The sequence below is a fragment of the Chryseobacterium sp. 14P4.3.2 genome (assembly GCF_057799275.1).
This window is the reverse complement of sequence record NZ_JBYOKO010000002.1, coordinates 306,250-322,882: the sequence shown is the minus strand read 5'-3', so window position 1 is coordinate 322,882 and position 16,633 is coordinate 306,250. Positions and strand designations below refer to the sequence as shown.

The following is a 16,633-nucleotide window of genomic DNA, read 5'->3' as shown; positions in this document are numbered from 1 at the left end:
TTATTATGGTTTTAACCTTGTTTATTTAAAATAATTACCCCGGTTTTCAATGTTAATGCTTTGCTAAAGAAAAATATGGACTTCAGATAAGCATAGGAATCACAAATGTTTATTTTTAATTCGGTAAAAAAAAAATCATTTCTTTACTTAATAGCTAAAATTATTTGCTTTTTTTTATGACTAACGAACGTTTGTGAATGGAAAACCTATTTTTAAAACACAGTCTTTAAAAGTGTGTTTTTTTTTGTATTTTGGCACTTTAGTAAATATGAAAAATATACAGTTATTAGGATTACTGTTAGTGATTGTCGGCAGTTTTTTACCATTAGTACATGTTCCTATTATAGGAAATTGGAACTATTGGAAACTTGACTATTATCTGGCCATTGCATGCTGGCTTTTTGCAGCATGTGCTGTTTTTGGAATTGTAAATAACAACCCAAAATTGGTAAGGTTTTTTGGTGTTTTGCTTATTCTCTTATTTGCATTCACTTTAGTAGCTGTGAAAATGCAGTCTTTACAATACTTCAGCTTTTTACCTTTCAAATCATGGAGAGAAGCATTCGCCGGAGTAGTTAAACTAAAATGGGGCTGGATCGTAGAATTTTTAGGAGCCTTTTTAATGGTTTTTGCCGGAGGTAACAAAAAAGTAAATAAAAGGACACAGATATGAACATGAAATTATTAAAGATACTTTTAGCTGGAACCGTACTGATGACAGCCGCTAAGACTAAGGCTCAGACCATAGAAACAAAAAAGCCGGATAATCCTGCTAAATGTTCAAATATAAAAGAAGGTAAATTTCTACGTGCCAATTATCCGGAAGAGATATGGTATATGACCATCAAAGATAATGTTCAGACTGAATATTATAACAATGGAAAGGATTTTATAAAGTCAACATTAGTTTTTGTAGATGACTGCAACTATAAAGCAATTGTTTTGGAGAAGTCTGACAAAAATGACCCCACACAGATAGGAGCTGTTTTCAATAATAAAATAGTAGCGACTCAGGATAATCTTTTGAAAGTGAATATTAAAATTGAAGAAAATCAATTTGATGTCGTTTACATAAAAACAAAATAAATTTAATTATAAAAATGAAGCAATAGTTTCATTTTATCTAAAAATAAAAATTATATACATGAAAGAAGTATTCATCGTTTCCGCAGTAAGAACGCCTATAGGAAGTTTTATGGGAAGCTTATCAACGGTTCCGGCTACAAAATTGGGAGCTGCAGCAGTAAAAGGAGCATTAGATAAAATTGGTCTTGATCCTGCTGCTGTTCAGGAGATTTATATGGGAAATGTTCTACAGGCAGGAGAAGGTCAGGCACCGGCTCGCCAGGTAGCTTTAGGAGCAGGTCTTTCAATCAATACACCTTCTACTACAGTCAATAAAGTATGTGCTTCAGGAATGAAGGCTGTAACAATGGCTGCACAGGCTATTAAAGCAGGTGATGCTGAAGTAATTGTTGCAGGAGGTATGGAAAATATGTCTTTAGTTCCTCATTATTATAATGCAAGAGTTGCTACAAAATTAGGCGATATCAAAATGCAGGACGGTATGGTGCTAGATGGCCTTACTGACGTATACAATAAAGTGCATATGGGCGTATGTGCAGAGAAATGTGCAGTTGATTATAACATTACGAGAGAAGATCAGGATAACTTTGCAATAGAATCTTACACAAGATCAGCAAACGCTTGGGGCGAAGGAAAATTCAAAGAAGAAGTTGTACCGGTTTCTATTCCTCAGAGAAAAGGAGAGCCAGTGGTTTTCGCTGAAGATGAAGAGTACAAAGCGGTTAATTTTGACAGAATCAGAACGCTTCCTACAGTGTTCAAAAAAGAAGAAGGAACAGTAACTGCAGCTAATGCATCTACTTTAAATGACGGTGCATCTGCATTGATCCTTGTTTCTAAAGAAAAAATGGAAGAATTGGGCCTTAAGCCTCTGGCTAAGATCGTTTCTTATGCTGATGCTGCTCAGGAGCCTGAAAACTTTACTACAGCTCCGGCTAAAGCATTACCTATTGCTCTTAAAAAAGCAGGTCTGGAAGTTTCAGATATCGATTTCTTTGAGTTTAATGAAGCTTTCTCTGTAGTAGGATTGGCAAATAATCAAATCTTAGGATTGGATGCTGCAAAAGTAAACGTAAACGGTGGTGCTGTGGCATTAGGACATCCGCTGGGAAGTTCAGGTTCAAGAATCATCGTTACATTGATCAATGTATTGAAACAAAACAATGCAAAATATGGCGCTGCTGCGATCTGTAACGGTGGTGGTGGAGCTTCTGCAATTGTTATTGAGAATATATAACGTCTTGTTTCATAATGAATTACCATTAAGGGATTGATAATTTTTTTAAAATCTTATCCATTTCTTAATGGTTTTTCTATTTTTGTGCTACTAATATTTATTTGAAATGTCTGAAACTGAGAATCGACAGCCTAAAAACATAAAGAATAATCCGAAGATTATGAAAGCCTGGGCTGTATATGACTGGGCAAACTCCGTTTATTCCCTGGTTATTACCTCTACTATTTTCCCAATTTATTATTCCATTCTTACTACTGCTTATGAGAAGAAAGAATATATAGCGGAAACAAAAACATGGATTGATGTTCCGGTAAGGCATATGATCAAAATTTTTGGAAACGAATATCAGCCCGATGCGGTCTATGGGTATTCGCTGACAATATCATTCTTTATTGTGGTATTGCTTTCTCCATTTTTATCTTCTTTGGCAGATACTATTGGAAACAAAAAATCATTTCTGCAGTTCTTCTGTTATCTGGGAGCTACTTCATGTATGGGACTGGCAATGTTTACGGGAATGCATAATGTATTTCTGGGGCTTCTCTTCAGTATTACGGCCAGTGTCGGCTTTTGGGGAAGTTTGGTATTCTACAACTCATTCCTGCCGGATATCGCTACACAGGACAGGCAGGATGCGCTCTCTGCAAAAGGATATGTATACGGGTATATCGGCTCTGTTGTCTTGGTCGTAATCTGTTTAATTATGATTCAGGTCTTTGCGAAAGGAGCCGCTCAGCAATTGTTATTTACCAGAATCAGTTTCTTACTAACAGGAGCATGGTGGTTTGGATTCTCTCAATATACATTTAAACATCTTCCACAATTTGGAAATGTAAAAGAGAAGCTTCCAAAAGATCTTGTATTGCTGAATTATAAAAATATCTTTAAAAAACATGAAGAACAGGGAGGCTTTTTCGAAGTGCTGAAAGATAATATGAGCTTCTATGTAGATATAGCTAAAGAAAGTTTTCACGAACTGTTCAAAGTAGGAGGAGTTCTTTTTAAAGACAGAAACCTGAAGTTCTTTCTATCGAGTTTCTTCTTCTACAGTGTCGGGATGCAGACGATTTTTCTGATGGCAACCTTATTTGGTAAAAGTGAAATTAATCTTGCGCAAGATAAACTGATAGGAACATTACTGGTTATTCAGATTGAGGCGATTATTGGAGCTGTGATATTCTCCAGATTATCAAAAAGAATCGGAAACAAAAACGTAATATCTATTGCAATTATACTATGGATTGTAGCATGTTTATGGGCTTATTTCCTGAACAAAGAAAATCCTAATGTAGAATATCAGTTTTATGGAGTAGCCGCAGTTGTGGGGCTCGTAATGGGTGGTCTTCAGGCAATGTCCAGATCTACTTATTCAAAACTTCTTCCTGAAGATTCAATGGAAAATACAACTTACTTTAGCTTTTATGATGTATTGGAGAAGATTGCGATAATCATAGGAACATTTATTTTTGCTACATTAATTGAGCACTTTAATAATATGCGTATTGCAGCATTGTCAATGACCCTATTTTTTGGGGCAGGGCTGATCCTTATCAGATTCCTGAAAGTCAAGATGAGAAAAGAAAGAGAAACTTTATAAAAATTGAAAGACGTTATTTTTAACGTCTTTTTTATTTTTGTATGAATAAAAAACATCTAATTGTTGATTTTATTTAATATACTAATGAGCATAAACTAAATAATAGGAAATAGCATTTATTTTTCACTATATTTTGATTTTTTTTATTAATTTGTCAAAGCGATAAAATTATCAAAATAATGAAAAAATTCCTATTAATTTGCTTCTTGCAATGTTTTGCTTTTGGTTTTTCTCAAAATTTAAAACCAGTTGCCCAAAAAGTATCAGAATATCATAATGAAAAAGCAGAGTTTAAAAGCTATGATTTATTTGAGGTAAATACAGATGCTGATAAATTAGCGGAATACAGACGTGCTGCAACTGATATCACAGTGTTGTCTCTGAAATCTGCTGAACTGAAAAGATTAATCAAAGAAAAACCTGACTTTCTTGAAATCACTTTTCCCTTTGAAGGCGGAAAGAAGATCACTGTTGAAATGTATAAACATCAGATCTTAACCAACGATTTCAAAGTAGTTACAGATCAGGGTAAAATAGTAGAATATACACCAGGTGTCTATTATCAGGGAATTGTAAAAGGGGATAATGCTTCTATTGTTGCTTTCAGCTTTTTCAATAATGATATAATGGGAGTGGCTTCCACACCGGAACTGGGAAATGTTGTGGTAGGAAAAGCTAAAAATTCGCAAGATTTTGTAAGCTATTCAGATTCTAAACTAACAGGTGCCAACCCATTTGTATGTAATGTTGACGGATTGAAAGAAAATCAGGTTCAAAGAGCACCCTTTAATCCTAAAAATGCAGGTAATAAAAAAACGGATAATTGTGTAAGGATTTATTACGAAGCAGGTTTTGGACCTTATACCCAAAATGGAAGCAATACGACCACTACTACTGACTGGGTTACTGCTATGCATAATAATATTTCAACATTGTACGCAAACGAGAATGTTAATGTAGCTTTAAGCGGAGTTTATGTTTGGACAACTACTGATCCTTATACAGGATCGCCAAGTGCAATTCTTAACCAATTTAAAAATACCAGAACAATATTTAATGGAGATCTTGCCCAATTGTTAAGAAATCCTGCTACCACAAGCATTGCTTTTGTTAATTCTTTATGTACTAATTTCAGATATTCTTATTGCGGGGTCAACTTCACCTATCAGAATGTACCCACTTACTCATGGAATATAGAAGCAATGACCCATGAACTAGGACATAATCTAGGTTCACCTCATACCCATGCTTGTTTCTGGAATGGAAATAATACCGCTATTGATGGATGCGGGCCTGCGTCAGGAAACAATGAAGGATGTACAGCTGCTCTTCCTGCTGTAGGCGGAGGTACTATTATGAGCTATTGCCACCTGGTAAGCAGTGTAGGTATTAATTTTGCCAATGGATTTGGTGTGCAGCCAGGAACACTGATCAGAAATACCATCGATTCAAAAGGGTGTCTTGGTACCAATTGCACAACCTCATGCTCTTCCTCGATTACGAATTTTAATATTGCAAACATCACACAGACCTCCGCAAATGCAACTTTCACCGATGCCACTTCAGCATCATGGAAGTACAAACTCACTACCACTAACGGAACAACAGTATCTACAGGAAGTGCAGGTACACCTTCTTTTAATTTTACTAATCTTCAGCCGGCTACTTACTACAAACTTAATGTAGGTACTGATTGCAGCGGGCCTAATGCATTCCTTGTATCAAAGCTCTTTTTAACAGATGCAGCATGGTGTGATGGCGTTCAGTTTACAGATACAGGAGGTGCTGCAGGTCAGTATGGGGATAATGAAGAAATTATAAAAACATTTTATCCTGCGTCAGGTTCTGCGATGACAATGAATTTTACAGCATTCGATCTTGAACAGGGTTATGATTTCATGTACATATATAATGGTCCTTCTACCGCTTCACCATTATTTGCGAATGGAAATAACCTGACAGGGACTACGGTTCCGGGTCCGTTTACATCTACAGATCCTTCAGGAGCGATAACGGTACGATTTGTTTCAGATGGAGGCGTTACCGGAAATGGCTGGAATGTGAATTTCTTATGCAGTGTTCTGGCAGTGGAAGAGAGCAGTATAAAAAACAGTTCAATAAATATCTATCCTAATCCTGCTAAAAATAAGATTACAATTTCTTCCCAAGAAAGATTAAAAGGGTATAAAATATATGATGAAGCCGGAAGATTGATCCTTTCAGATTCTTCATTAAAAGGAACTCAGTATGAAGTTAACCTTTCCTCTGTGCAGACAGGAAATTATGTAATAAGCATTGAAACTGAAAAGCAGACAATCAGCAAGAAGCTGATAAAGCAATAATTTCTAAAATAAATTGATAAAAAGCCTGAGATTCTCAGGCTTTTTTATTATTTTTAAAGTATAAATAAAGCATATAAAGTATAAATAACCGATATTTCGGCCTAAGTTTTGCTTATATTCAGGGGAATAATTTTAACTTTGCAAAAAGATTTATTGTCAAAATGACCAACCCATTATTTTATGCAAAAATAATTCTGTTTGGAGAATATGGAATGATTGAAGATTCCCAGGGGCTTGTAGTACCTTACAGCTTCTATAAAGGGACTTTGAAATTTTCAGATTTAAATTCTGAATTTGAGCTTAATTCCAACAGACATCTGCAGAAATACTCAGACTTTCTTACAACGCTTGATCTATCTGACGATTTTAAGTTGGATATTGAGTGCCTGAAAAATGATATTTCAAACGGACTTTTCTTTGATTCCAATATCCCGCAAGGATATGGAGTGGGAAGTTCAGGAGCTTTAGTAGCTGCTATCTTTGAAAAATATTCAATAAGTAAGCTAAATCCTGATAACATTTCAAAAGACAATCTTAAAAAGTTAAAAGCTGTTTTCGGTGAAATGGAAAGCTATTTCCATGGCAAAAGTTCAGGAATGGATCCTTTGATCTGCTATATGAACCTTCCGATTCTTATTGAAAATAAAGAAAACCTGGACAGGGTAGATATTCCGGATGGAGAAGAAGGGAAAGGAGCTATTTTCCTGATAGACTCTGGAATGACTGGAGAAACCGGACCTATGATTCAGATTTTCTTTGAAAAAATGAAAACAGAAGGATTCCGTAAGACGCTGAAAGAAGAGTTTATCCGGTACAACAATGCCTGTATAGAGTCTTTTCTTAAAAAAGATATGAATCCATTCTTCAGAAACTTAAAAAAACTTTCTCACTGGGCGTATGAGCATTTCCGTCCAATGATTCCTGAAAGTATCTTTAATATCTGGAAAAAAGGGCTGGATTCCAATGCCTATTATCTGAAACTTTGCGGAAGCGGAGGTGGTGGTTATATTTTAGGATTTACCAAAGACTACGAAAAAGCTGAAAAAATGCTTGACGGCTTCCAAAAAGAAGTGATTTACAGATTTTAAAAAGATTGGAATGAATTCTGAAAAAGAACCTTTCCAATCTAAAAATTTCATCTCAAAATCTCTATTTTACAGATTTTCACAATTCGTGGGCTTTCTGCTCGGAGCACGCTTTTTTGTAGCAGCCTTGTTGACATTTGCCCTGTATGTTTCTACTTTTTTCCTGTTTAATCAGGATGAATCTTTCGGTAATTTTGTATTTGATTTTAAAGTACACGGTATTATTTTCTGTACCGTTCTTACCATTCTGGCAGGAGGCATTATCAATCAGTTTTATGATTTGGAAAAAGACCACATCGTAAAACCTTTCCGAACCCGAATCCAGAGTTTCATCAAACAAAAATATTTCTTATATGCCTATTTGGGATTGAGTGCTATTTCTTTAGGTGTAGCATGGATGATCTCCCACAACGTTTTTATTTTTTTTGTAGTCTATCAGTTTTTTATGTGGTTGTACAGCCACAAACTGAGCCGGATACTGATCTTAAACAACTTTACCTTTGTAAGCCTTACGTTATATCCATTTTTTGGAATGATGGTCTATTATGAAACTTTTTCAAAGAAGGTATTTTTGATGGCGGTCTTCCTGTTTCTGATCCTTTTATGTATTGATATTGTAAAAGATACCCTTACAAAAACCGTTGATAAAACATTTGGATATATTACCATTCCCAATTATTTTAAAGGCAGAAATACAAAAATTATTTTGATCTCCCTATTGCTTATTATGATGGCCGTTTCTATGAAAATTATTACCAAAACCGGAATTTCCGGATTTATGGCATATTACTTTTCCGGAGGGCTGCTAGTCATGATTTTCTGTATCTATCTTTTTTTAAATTCAACCAGAAGGAGTAACTTTCTTATTCTGAATGTATTACGGTTCTGGGTTTTTGTAGGAATTATTGCCATGCTTTTAAACGGAATAGAGCATAAATTGTAAAAAAAATCTTTAAATAAACTGAGGTTATTATTACATTTGCATAATTAAATTTAATAAATAGGAATGCCCATTTTTAATGATACTAAAGTCGCATTTGCAGACAAGTCTGATGCACAATTGAGAAAGGCTTACTGGATGTTTAAAATGATTGAACAACCCGCTCTTACAAGCCTTGGAACATCTGTTCTTAATTTCACGGTACACAATAATTTTCCTTTCGTTACAGGAATTGTAAAAAACACTTTATTTGAGCAGTTTTGCGGAGGTGAAACCCGTGAAGAAAGCATGAAAGTGGTAAAACAGCTTTTTAAAAGGGGAGTTGGAAGTATTTTTGATTACTCTATTGAAGGAAAGGAAGATGAAGAAACCTTTGATGCAGTATGCAGAGAGATTAAAGATATTGTAAGATTTTCTGTAGGAAATCCGGCGATTCCTTTTATCGTTTTTAAACCTACCGCTTTCGGAAGGATTGATCTTTATGAAGCCGTTGGAAAAGGGGCAGAGCTTACTACAAGCCAGAAAGAAGAATGGGAAAGAGTGGTAAGAAGATTTGATGAGGTATGCAGACTTTGCCACGAGAATGATAAAAAAGTAATGGTAGATGCTGAAGAAACCTGGATGCAGGATGCAGCAGACCATCTTTGCGAAGAGATGATGGAAAAATATAATCAGGAGAAGCCTATCGTTTGGAATACCATCCAGATGTATAGAACCAAAAGACTTGAATATATGGAAGCAAATCTTCAGAGAGCAAGAGAAAAGAACTACTTCATTGGGTATAAGATCGTTCGTGGTGCCTATATGGAGAAAGAGAGGGCCAGAGCAGCAGAGAAAGGGTACGAGGATCCGATACAGCCAAATAAAGAAGCTTCAGATAAGAACTATAACTCCGGAATCGATTTTGTGATGAATCATCTGGACAAAGTATCAGCATTCTTCGGGACTCATAATGAAATTTCTTCAGAATTGATTATGGATAAAATGAAGGCCAAATCTCTGGAAAATGATAATCCACACGTTTATTTTGGACAGCTTTACGGAATGAGTGATAATATTACATTCTACCTGTCCGATAAAGGATATAACGCTGCGAAATACCTTCCATATGGACCAGTGAAAGATGTTGTTCCTTATCTTACAAGAAGAGCAAGGGAAAATACTTCTGTTGCAGGACAAACCGGAAGAGAACTTGGCCTTATCAGTAAAGAGCTTCAAAGAAGAAAAAAATAATAGGATAAAAATAGATCAAAAGCCCGCAAATTTTGCGGGCTTTTTTTATTAGAATTAATTGAATAAAACATACTGCTGATGACCAATATAGAAGATATTTAACTTAATAATCAATTTATGATTGTTAATGAATTTTATTTATTTTAAAATATTGTATAATATAATTAAGATTTCTTTGTAGATTTCATTTTTATTTTTTACATTTGATTAAATCATAAAAACTAAAACAATGAAAAAAAATCTACTTGTTGCTGCTTTACTGGCAGCTAACTTTTACTTCTCTCAAACTTATAGTAATGGAGGTTTAAGCACTGGAGTAAACACGAAAAGCAATGTTACTGCACCAGCAGGATATACTTGGTCTGAATTACAGAATAATGCAGGAAATACTACAGAATCTAATACCAGTCTTGGGTTAGGCGGGACTTTTATCTCTGCCGCTTCAAGTCTTTTCCTTGCTGATGACTTTACGATTCCCGTGGGTAGTTCATGGCAGATCAGTACGATTGATTTCTTTGGCTATCAGACAAGCTATACAGGGACTACTTCTCCGTTTAATACAGTAAGAGTTAATATATACAGCTCCGACCCCTCTGTTGCGGGGGCGGTAAGTGTGTTTGGTGATGATACAACCAATAGATTCAGTGCAGGAACTGATGCCAACATCTACAGGATTGGAAATACGACTGTACCCCTTGCTACAACACCAGCCACTAACAGAAAAATATGGAAAGTGACAGCCAATACACCGGTTACCTTAACTGCAGGAATATATTGGGTAAAATATCAACTGCAGAATGTTGTGACGGCTACGGGAGGCTTTTTACCACCGGTTACGGTTGTAGATTCACGAGGGCTTCCGGGTTTTAATGCTAAGCAGTTTAATGCGATTGCGGGAACATGGGTTTCTATTATAGATGACGGAAATCCTACAACTGCTCCGGATTTCCCTTTAGATATGCCTTTTGTGGTTACTTTTACATCTCCTACACTGGGAACCAAAGAGATTATTCAGTATGATAATAGAGTACAGGTATATCCTAATCCGGTAACTGATCATTTCAGGATTAACAATCCGGAAAAAATGAAAATAACTACTGTAGAGATTATGGATCTTTCCGGCAGACTTATAAAAACATTAAATGCTGCTGAAAGCTATAACGTCTCGGATCTGCCAAAAGGTAATTATATTCTTAAAATAAAGAATGAGAGCGGACCTGCGAAAATTACAAAACTTATCAAGCAATAACTTTAGTTTTCTTCTTCAAATATTTTTTTACCTGACCAATTTTCTCTGGTCAGGTTTTTTATGGCTCAAAACTTTCGAATTTTCCGTTTTCATAGAACAGAACGATACGTTTTATTTTATCAGTTTGATTTCCAAGTATTTGCCCCAATATCTGATCGCTTGAATTTTCTAATCGCTGAGAATTGGATATTTTTTCCGGAGCTTTATCCTGGGGCGGTAAAAACGATTCTCCGGGGCTTGATTTTGGAGCTTCAATTTCAGTTTCGCTTCCGAATTCGTCATCATCATTCATCATCGTAAACAAGTCGGGGAGAGGAGTCGTTTTTACGATTTCCTCTTCTGCATGTTCAACTCTGATTTCTGTGTTGGGAAGTTCAGATTTCAGCATTTCCCCTTCTCCGGTAACTAGCCAATCCCATAGAAGTTCAGGAAAACGGGATTTTATTTTTATGATAAATTCCAGAGAAGGTTTATTTCTCCCCGAAGTAATATGCGAAATAGATGAACGCTGCACATCAATTTCATCTGCAAATTCTGAAGGAGTAAGATTGGAATACTCTATAACTTTTGAAATCCTATCGTTTAAACTCATAAAAATAAGTCATTAATTATATTACAAATGTAAATAATAAAATTTACAAATGCAAAATACAAATGTAAATAATTTAAATACTTATTGATGTACAAATGTAAACTAAAAGTAAAGTATTTTAAACCAATAAATTACCATTCAGTTACATTTGTATCTTTTCAATACCTTAATCAGCTACAGACCTTATTTATTCAATTATATTTCTTTAAGTTCGGGTCTTTTTTTGCTTACAATACTGTTTAAAAATGTAAACTATACCTCTTTAAGAGCATATTAAGTGTATAAAACAACCTCTTTATGTTTGTTTACATTATTAATTAACAGAAACCTGGTATCAGGTTAAAAAATCGATTTAATAAGCCTTTATTGTCTATTAAATACCGTTTTTAAAGTATTACAAAGGTAAATTACTGATGTAAATGCCCTTTTAAACCTCAATTAAGGGGTTGTTTTAGGTTCATTATGATCTTTCTTAAACACCAATTTTATGAGGATGTAAAATGTCCCGGAAAAAGGATAGATTAAAGAATTAAAAGTGAAATTTTGAACATTTTCTATGGTTTACATTTGTATAAACAAGTAAACATCTAGGTTTTCCACATTTTAAATGTTTAAATAAATAACTCATAAAGTGCTTAAAACCTGCTTTTTTACACTTCAAGTATAGTTATAAATACTATTTATATAAATGATATAACTTACTGAAATAGTGATATTTAAATATATGTAATTAAATTATTCGCAATCCACAATTTTACCAACAGACAAATTGACGGATGAGGATGTTTAGTGTAGTTACATATGTTAATCCTGTTTTGAAATTTTCAAACGGGTAAATTTAACTCTTGTAAAATATTTTTAAAACGGTTTGGATTTGTAAATTCTTGAATTTTGCTGTTATTTACAGATGTTAATTTACTTTTTTGCCCAAAAATGGCTAAATTTGATTCTTGTAAATTATTCCAACAATGAATTTTGAACAGATCTATTCTCAAAACCCCGATTTCTCAAATCGTTATATTTCTCCTGAAAAATTATTTTCTTACCTACAGAACAATCTCAGCGATTATATTCAGCAAATAGGAACATCTTATTTAGAGAAGCCCATCTATCAGTTAAGTATAGGAACCGGAAACATTAAGGTGTTAGCCTGGTCGCAGATGCATGGAAATGAATCGAACGCAACCCATGCTATGCTCGATCTATTAAAAACTTTGGATAAAGCTCCGGAGATTAAAGAAGAGCTCTTCTCTAGAATACAGTTAGACTTTATTTTCATGCTGAATCCTGATGGATCTGAAAGATGGACCAGACTGAATGCTGCCGATATTGATCTGAACAGAGATTTTCATAACGAGGCCAGTAAAGAGATTAAATTCCTGAAAAATGCTGCCGCTTCAAAGAAGTATGACTACGCATTAAATCTCCATGAGCAGAGAACCATTTTTACAACAGATGGTATCCACCCTGCTACACTTTCTTTTTTGGCTCCCTCAGAAAATGTAGAACGTACAGTTACTGAAAACAGGAAAAAGTGTATGGCAGTAATCGGAAGTGTTTATAATCATTTAAAAGAAATGATCCCCAATCAGGTCGGGAGATATTCTGATGAATTTTATCCTACGTCTACAGGTGATAACTTTATCAGGGCAGGAATGCCTACTATATTATTTGAAGGCGGACACTTCGTTAACGATTATACAAGAAAAGGGACCAGAAAATATTATACTATAGCTCTTTATTATGCGCTGAAAGCAATCAGTGAATTCAACTCGGATATTACAGGATGGGAGACTTATCTTGATATCCCTGAAAATAAGGATACCCATTATGATATCGTTTACAGAAATGTAAAACTGAATACGGAACATGAATGTATCTTAGACATTGCGGTTCAGTACAGAGAGATGAAAGAAGCAGGTAAAGATGAAATTTCCTTTATTCCTTTTGTTATGGAAGTGGGAGATGTGAAGGGAAAAAAAGGATGGCTGGAAATAGAATGTACCGGGAAGAAATTTATATCTGCTACTAAATATCCTAAACTGGATGCAGTCGCGGAATTTAAAATAGAAGATTAAAAAATTCAAAGTACCCAATACATTTTTAGACATTGAATCAAAAGGTTAAATATACTATGCAAAATTTACTGACATTGTTAATCTTGACGATCACGGGACTGTCTTTAAAGGCACAAAACCAATCATCAATACCCTATAAGGCGAATGACAGCGTAATGGTAACTGTAATAATGCGCCATATACAGGAAAACCCTGTAGATTCTATTCAGGCAAGGGTAATGAAACAAAAGTTTTATCAGAAACTGGATAAAAGCCACACCCGAATTGTATCGTGGAACGTAGTAATGGGGATAGGCCAGATTATTACTTTACGATTCAAACCTGAGTATACGAGAGAAGTTAATCAGGTATTTGAAAGTGGAGCGTGGGGTGGATTCAAAACAGAATTTTATCCTTCATATGATTTTCTGCCTGTCTATCCGGTTATGCTGGAGAAAGAAAAGAAACAAAGTAAATAGGATAATAATCATCTATATAAAAAAGCGTTCTCAAAATATATCTGAGAACGCTTTTTTTATTGTTTGAAATAGATTAGTTGATAACCTTAATTCCGTTAGCTACAAACCTGATTTCCTCTTTTGGCTGTGTAATCGCGTCAATTTCAGACTGAGGCTTTTTTGCATCTTCAGCGTAGTGCTTCTGCTCATTAACAGATATTACTTTTCTTTCGGCATTTCCTTCCAGCACCACATTTTTCCCTTTTAAGGCTGTAGGTACAAAGAAAGCGTAATCTTTCATCTTTACGAAGAACTTTGAATTGTCTTCCGTCTGAATAGTAAGCCAGCAGCCTTTTTTATCGCAGACATCAGTTACTTTTCCTTTAACGGCTATATTTTCAACCTTTTTGTTATCTTTTTTAAGCTGTTTGTTCAGTTTATCTACGGTCACAGCTTTAGCTTCAATAGAGGAAGCTACCTCACCCCCATAGGTATCACCTACCAAAGCTTTTCCTGCAGGTGGTCCGCTTTCCTGTGCAAATGCTAAAGAAGAAACACTTACAGCAGCGACAAATAATATAGTCTTAAATTTCATTTTTAATATTTTGTCAAAAATACTAATTAAAATCGAATCATAACCGAATAATAAATGATAAAAAACAGGTGTTTTAAGGAAATTTCAATAAAATTCAAAATGAAAAGCAGATTTGTTTATATTTGAGCCCTATACTTGACTATGCAAAAAAAACTGAAACTATGGGATGCCATTATGCTTGTAATGGGGTCTATGATCGGAAGTGGGATCTTTATTGTAAGTGCTGACATGATGAGGAATCTGGGATCCGGATTCTGGCTGATTGCCGTATGGGTAATTACAGGGGTGATGACGGTAGCCGCAGCCATAAGCTATGGAGAACTTTCTGCCCTGTTTCCGAAAGCCGGCGGCCAATATACATACCTGAAAGAGATCTTTGGCAAAAGAATGGGTTTCCTTTATGGCTGGGGACTGTTTACCGTAATACAAACGGGTACTATTGCCGCAGTGGCAATGGCTTTTGGAAAGTTTACCGCCTATATTATTCCATCACTTAACGATGCCGCACCTATATTCCAAAGTGGTGAATTTAAAATTACCTGGATCCAGATTCTGGCTATTGCTGTAATTCTTCTCCTTACCTATATTAATACGAGAGGAGTACAGAGTGGAAAAATCCTTCAGAATATATTTACAGCCTCTAAAATCATAGCATTATTAGGTCTTATAGCACTGGGCTTTATAATGGTTGATTTTTCACATATGTCTGAAAATTTTAGTCTGGGAACGGATTCCTTTAGTAACCTTAAAAAAGATGTGAGTGGTAACTTTCTTAAAGAAGGATGGCAGCCTATCAGCGGAATGACCTTGTTGGGAGGCATTGCAGCAGCTATGGTAGGTTCTGTTTTCAGTTCCGTAGCCTGGGAAAGTGTAACTTTTGTTTCAGGGGAAATTGACAACCCAAAGAGAAATGTAGTGAAATCAATGATATACGGTACTTCTGCCGTAATGACTCTTTACATAGCAGTGAATTTTGTATACCTTAACGCACTGGATAGAAACGGAATTGCTTTTGCCATCAATGACAGGGTTGCCGTTGCCGCATCACAGAACATTTTCGGAAGTGCAGGGACAATTATCATAGCATTATTGGTTATGGTGTCTACATTTGGATGTAATAACGGACTGATTTTAGCAGGAGCTAGAGTTTTTCAGACCATGGCCAGAGATGGAATGTTTTTTCAGTCAGCAGTAAAAAATAACAAAAATGAAGTGCCGCAAAATGCTTTATGGATGCAGGGGGTCTGGGCTTCTATCTTATGCCTGAGTGGACAATACGGAAACCTGCTGGATATGATATCCTTTGTTATCGTCCTTTTTTATATGATTACAGTTTTTGGCGTTATGTATTTAAGAATGAAACAACCTAACCTGGAGAGACCTTATAAAACATGGCTTTACCCAATGACACCTATCATTTATCTAGTCATCGGAACGTGTTTCTGTATCTTACTTTTAATTTATAAGCAGCAATATACATGGCCGGGGTTTGTATTAGTTTTACTGGGCCTTCCCGTATACTATTTTATTAACCGGAAAAAGGTAGACAGCTAAACTATGTAAGAATAGATACTCATCATAAGGGCTTTCAATTTGGTTTGAGAGCCTTTGTTTTGAATAATATTTCAATGTATTTTGATAATTATTTAGTGAAAATGTGTATTTTGGTATCTCGTTTTTAAGTAAACGGGACCATGAAGAAAAATTAATACATTATGGATACACCAAATTACAGAATGCCTTTCGTGCCGTCTACTTTAATGACCGAGGGCGGAAGTATCGATACCTGCGATATGGGAGAGAGTATTGCTCACAATATTATGCTGCTGATCACCACCAAAAAGGGAGAGAACAGGTATGATGAAAACTATGGAAACGATGTTTGGAACCTGGAATTCGATAATGGAGTGACAAGTGCTATCTGGGAAAATGTTTTTGTAAAAAGCCTTAAAAGACAGATTCAGGAATATGAGCCCCGAATCGTCAGTCCGCACATAGATGCTCACATCCAATTTGTAGAACACAGCTACGATACCAAAGAACACACCGAAATCAAAAAGAAAGTAAGAATTGCCATCAATGCAAAGATGGAGGAAACAGGAGAACGCTTCAGCTTTTCAACAGAATTGTTCCTGAGTCCTATGTCTATTGATTAATATTTT

15 protein-coding genes are annotated in these 16,633 nt (G+C 35.3%); 13 read left to right on the top strand and 2 right to left on the bottom strand.

Going from position 1 to position 16,633, the window contains the following annotated elements:
• Positions 1-268: 268 nt before the first annotated feature.
• The 9 genes from AC27VX_RS05070 to AC27VX_RS05030 all read left to right on the top strand — a co-directional run bounded on the left by AC27VX_RS05070 (position 269) and on the right by AC27VX_RS05030 (position 10,769).
• A complete protein-coding gene (locus AC27VX_RS05070) occupies positions 269-673 on the top strand; it encodes a hypothetical protein (RefSeq protein ID WP_236854519.1) in 405 nt (134 codons plus the stop codon).
• Positions 670-1,086, top strand: a complete 417-nt coding sequence (locus AC27VX_RS05065) for a hypothetical protein (RefSeq protein WP_488694193.1) — start codon at positions 670-672, stop codon at positions 1,084-1,086. Before AC27VX_RS05070 ends, AC27VX_RS05065 begins: the two co-directional genes overlap by 4 nt.
• Positions 1,087-1,144: 58 nt before the next feature.
• Positions 1,145-2,323, top strand: a complete 1,179-nt coding sequence (locus AC27VX_RS05060; RefSeq protein ID WP_300686726.1) for an acetyl-CoA C-acyltransferase — start codon at positions 1,145-1,147, stop codon at positions 2,321-2,323.
• A gap of 106 nt (positions 2,324-2,429) precedes the next feature.
• Positions 2,430-3,920 (top strand): MFS transporter, encoded by a 1,491-nt coding sequence (locus AC27VX_RS05055; protein WP_236854517.1) that lies wholly within the window; start codon positions 2,430-2,432, stop codon positions 3,918-3,920.
• 179 nt (positions 3,921-4,099) lie between these two features.
• Entirely contained in the window at positions 4,100-6,262 is a 2,163-nt protein-coding gene (locus AC27VX_RS05050; RefSeq protein WP_236854516.1) for a M12 family metallo-peptidase, read from the top strand.
• A gap of 161 nt (positions 6,263-6,423) precedes the next feature.
• Positions 6,424-7,350, top strand: coding sequence for a mevalonate kinase family protein (locus AC27VX_RS05045; RefSeq protein ID WP_236854515.1), 927 nt, complete (start codon positions 6,424-6,426; stop codon positions 7,348-7,350).
• A gap of 10 nt (positions 7,351-7,360) precedes the next feature.
• Complete coding sequence (locus tag AC27VX_RS05040; protein WP_236854514.1) at positions 7,361-8,290, top strand: UbiA family prenyltransferase; 930 nt, start codon at positions 7,361-7,363, stop codon at positions 8,288-8,290.
• 63 nt (positions 8,291-8,353) lie between these two features.
• Entirely contained in the window at positions 8,354-9,520 is a 1,167-nt protein-coding gene (locus tag AC27VX_RS05035; protein ID WP_236854513.1) for a proline dehydrogenase family protein, read from the top strand.
• Between the two features lie 229 nt (positions 9,521-9,749).
• Positions 9,750-10,769: a T9SS type A sorting domain-containing protein gene (locus AC27VX_RS05030; RefSeq protein WP_488694189.1), complete on the top strand. Its 1,020-nt coding sequence runs from the start codon at positions 9,750-9,752 to the stop codon at positions 10,767-10,769.
• A gap of 58 nt (positions 10,770-10,827) precedes the next feature.
• Here AC27VX_RS05030 and AC27VX_RS05025 read toward each other — a convergent pair whose 3' ends face one another.
• On the bottom strand, positions 10,828-11,361 hold the full coding sequence (locus AC27VX_RS05025; protein WP_236854511.1) for a helix-turn-helix domain-containing protein: 534 nt from the start codon (positions 11,359-11,361) through the stop codon (positions 10,828-10,830).
• 968 nt (positions 11,362-12,329) lie between these two features.
• Here AC27VX_RS05025 and AC27VX_RS05020 point away from each other — a divergent pair.
• Complete coding sequence (locus AC27VX_RS05020) at positions 12,330-13,439, top strand: M14 family zinc carboxypeptidase (RefSeq protein WP_236854510.1); 1,110 nt, start codon at positions 12,330-12,332, stop codon at positions 13,437-13,439.
• A 56-nt stretch (positions 13,440-13,495) separates the two neighbouring features.
• Complete coding sequence (locus tag AC27VX_RS05015) at positions 13,496-13,897, top strand: hypothetical protein (RefSeq protein WP_488694186.1); 402 nt, start codon at positions 13,496-13,498, stop codon at positions 13,895-13,897.
• A 73-nt stretch (positions 13,898-13,970) separates the two neighbouring features.
• Here the strand turns inward: AC27VX_RS05015 and AC27VX_RS05010 are convergent, their stop codons facing one another.
• A complete protein-coding gene (locus tag AC27VX_RS05010) occupies positions 13,971-14,471 on the bottom strand; it encodes a DUF4920 domain-containing protein (RefSeq protein WP_236854508.1) in 501 nt (166 codons plus the stop codon).
• Between the two features lie 141 nt (positions 14,472-14,612).
• Between AC27VX_RS05010 and AC27VX_RS05005 the strand changes: the two genes are divergently transcribed.
• A complete protein-coding gene (locus AC27VX_RS05005; RefSeq protein ID WP_488694184.1) occupies positions 14,613-16,025 on the top strand; it encodes an APC family permease in 1,413 nt (470 codons plus the stop codon).
• A gap of 161 nt (positions 16,026-16,186) precedes the next feature.
• The gene (locus tag AC27VX_RS05000) at positions 16,187-16,627 is read left to right on the top strand and encodes a GPW/gp25 family protein (RefSeq protein ID WP_236854506.1); all 441 of its coding nucleotides are present in this window, start codon (positions 16,187-16,189) and stop codon (positions 16,625-16,627) included.
• Positions 16,628-16,633: the final 6 nt, after the last annotated feature.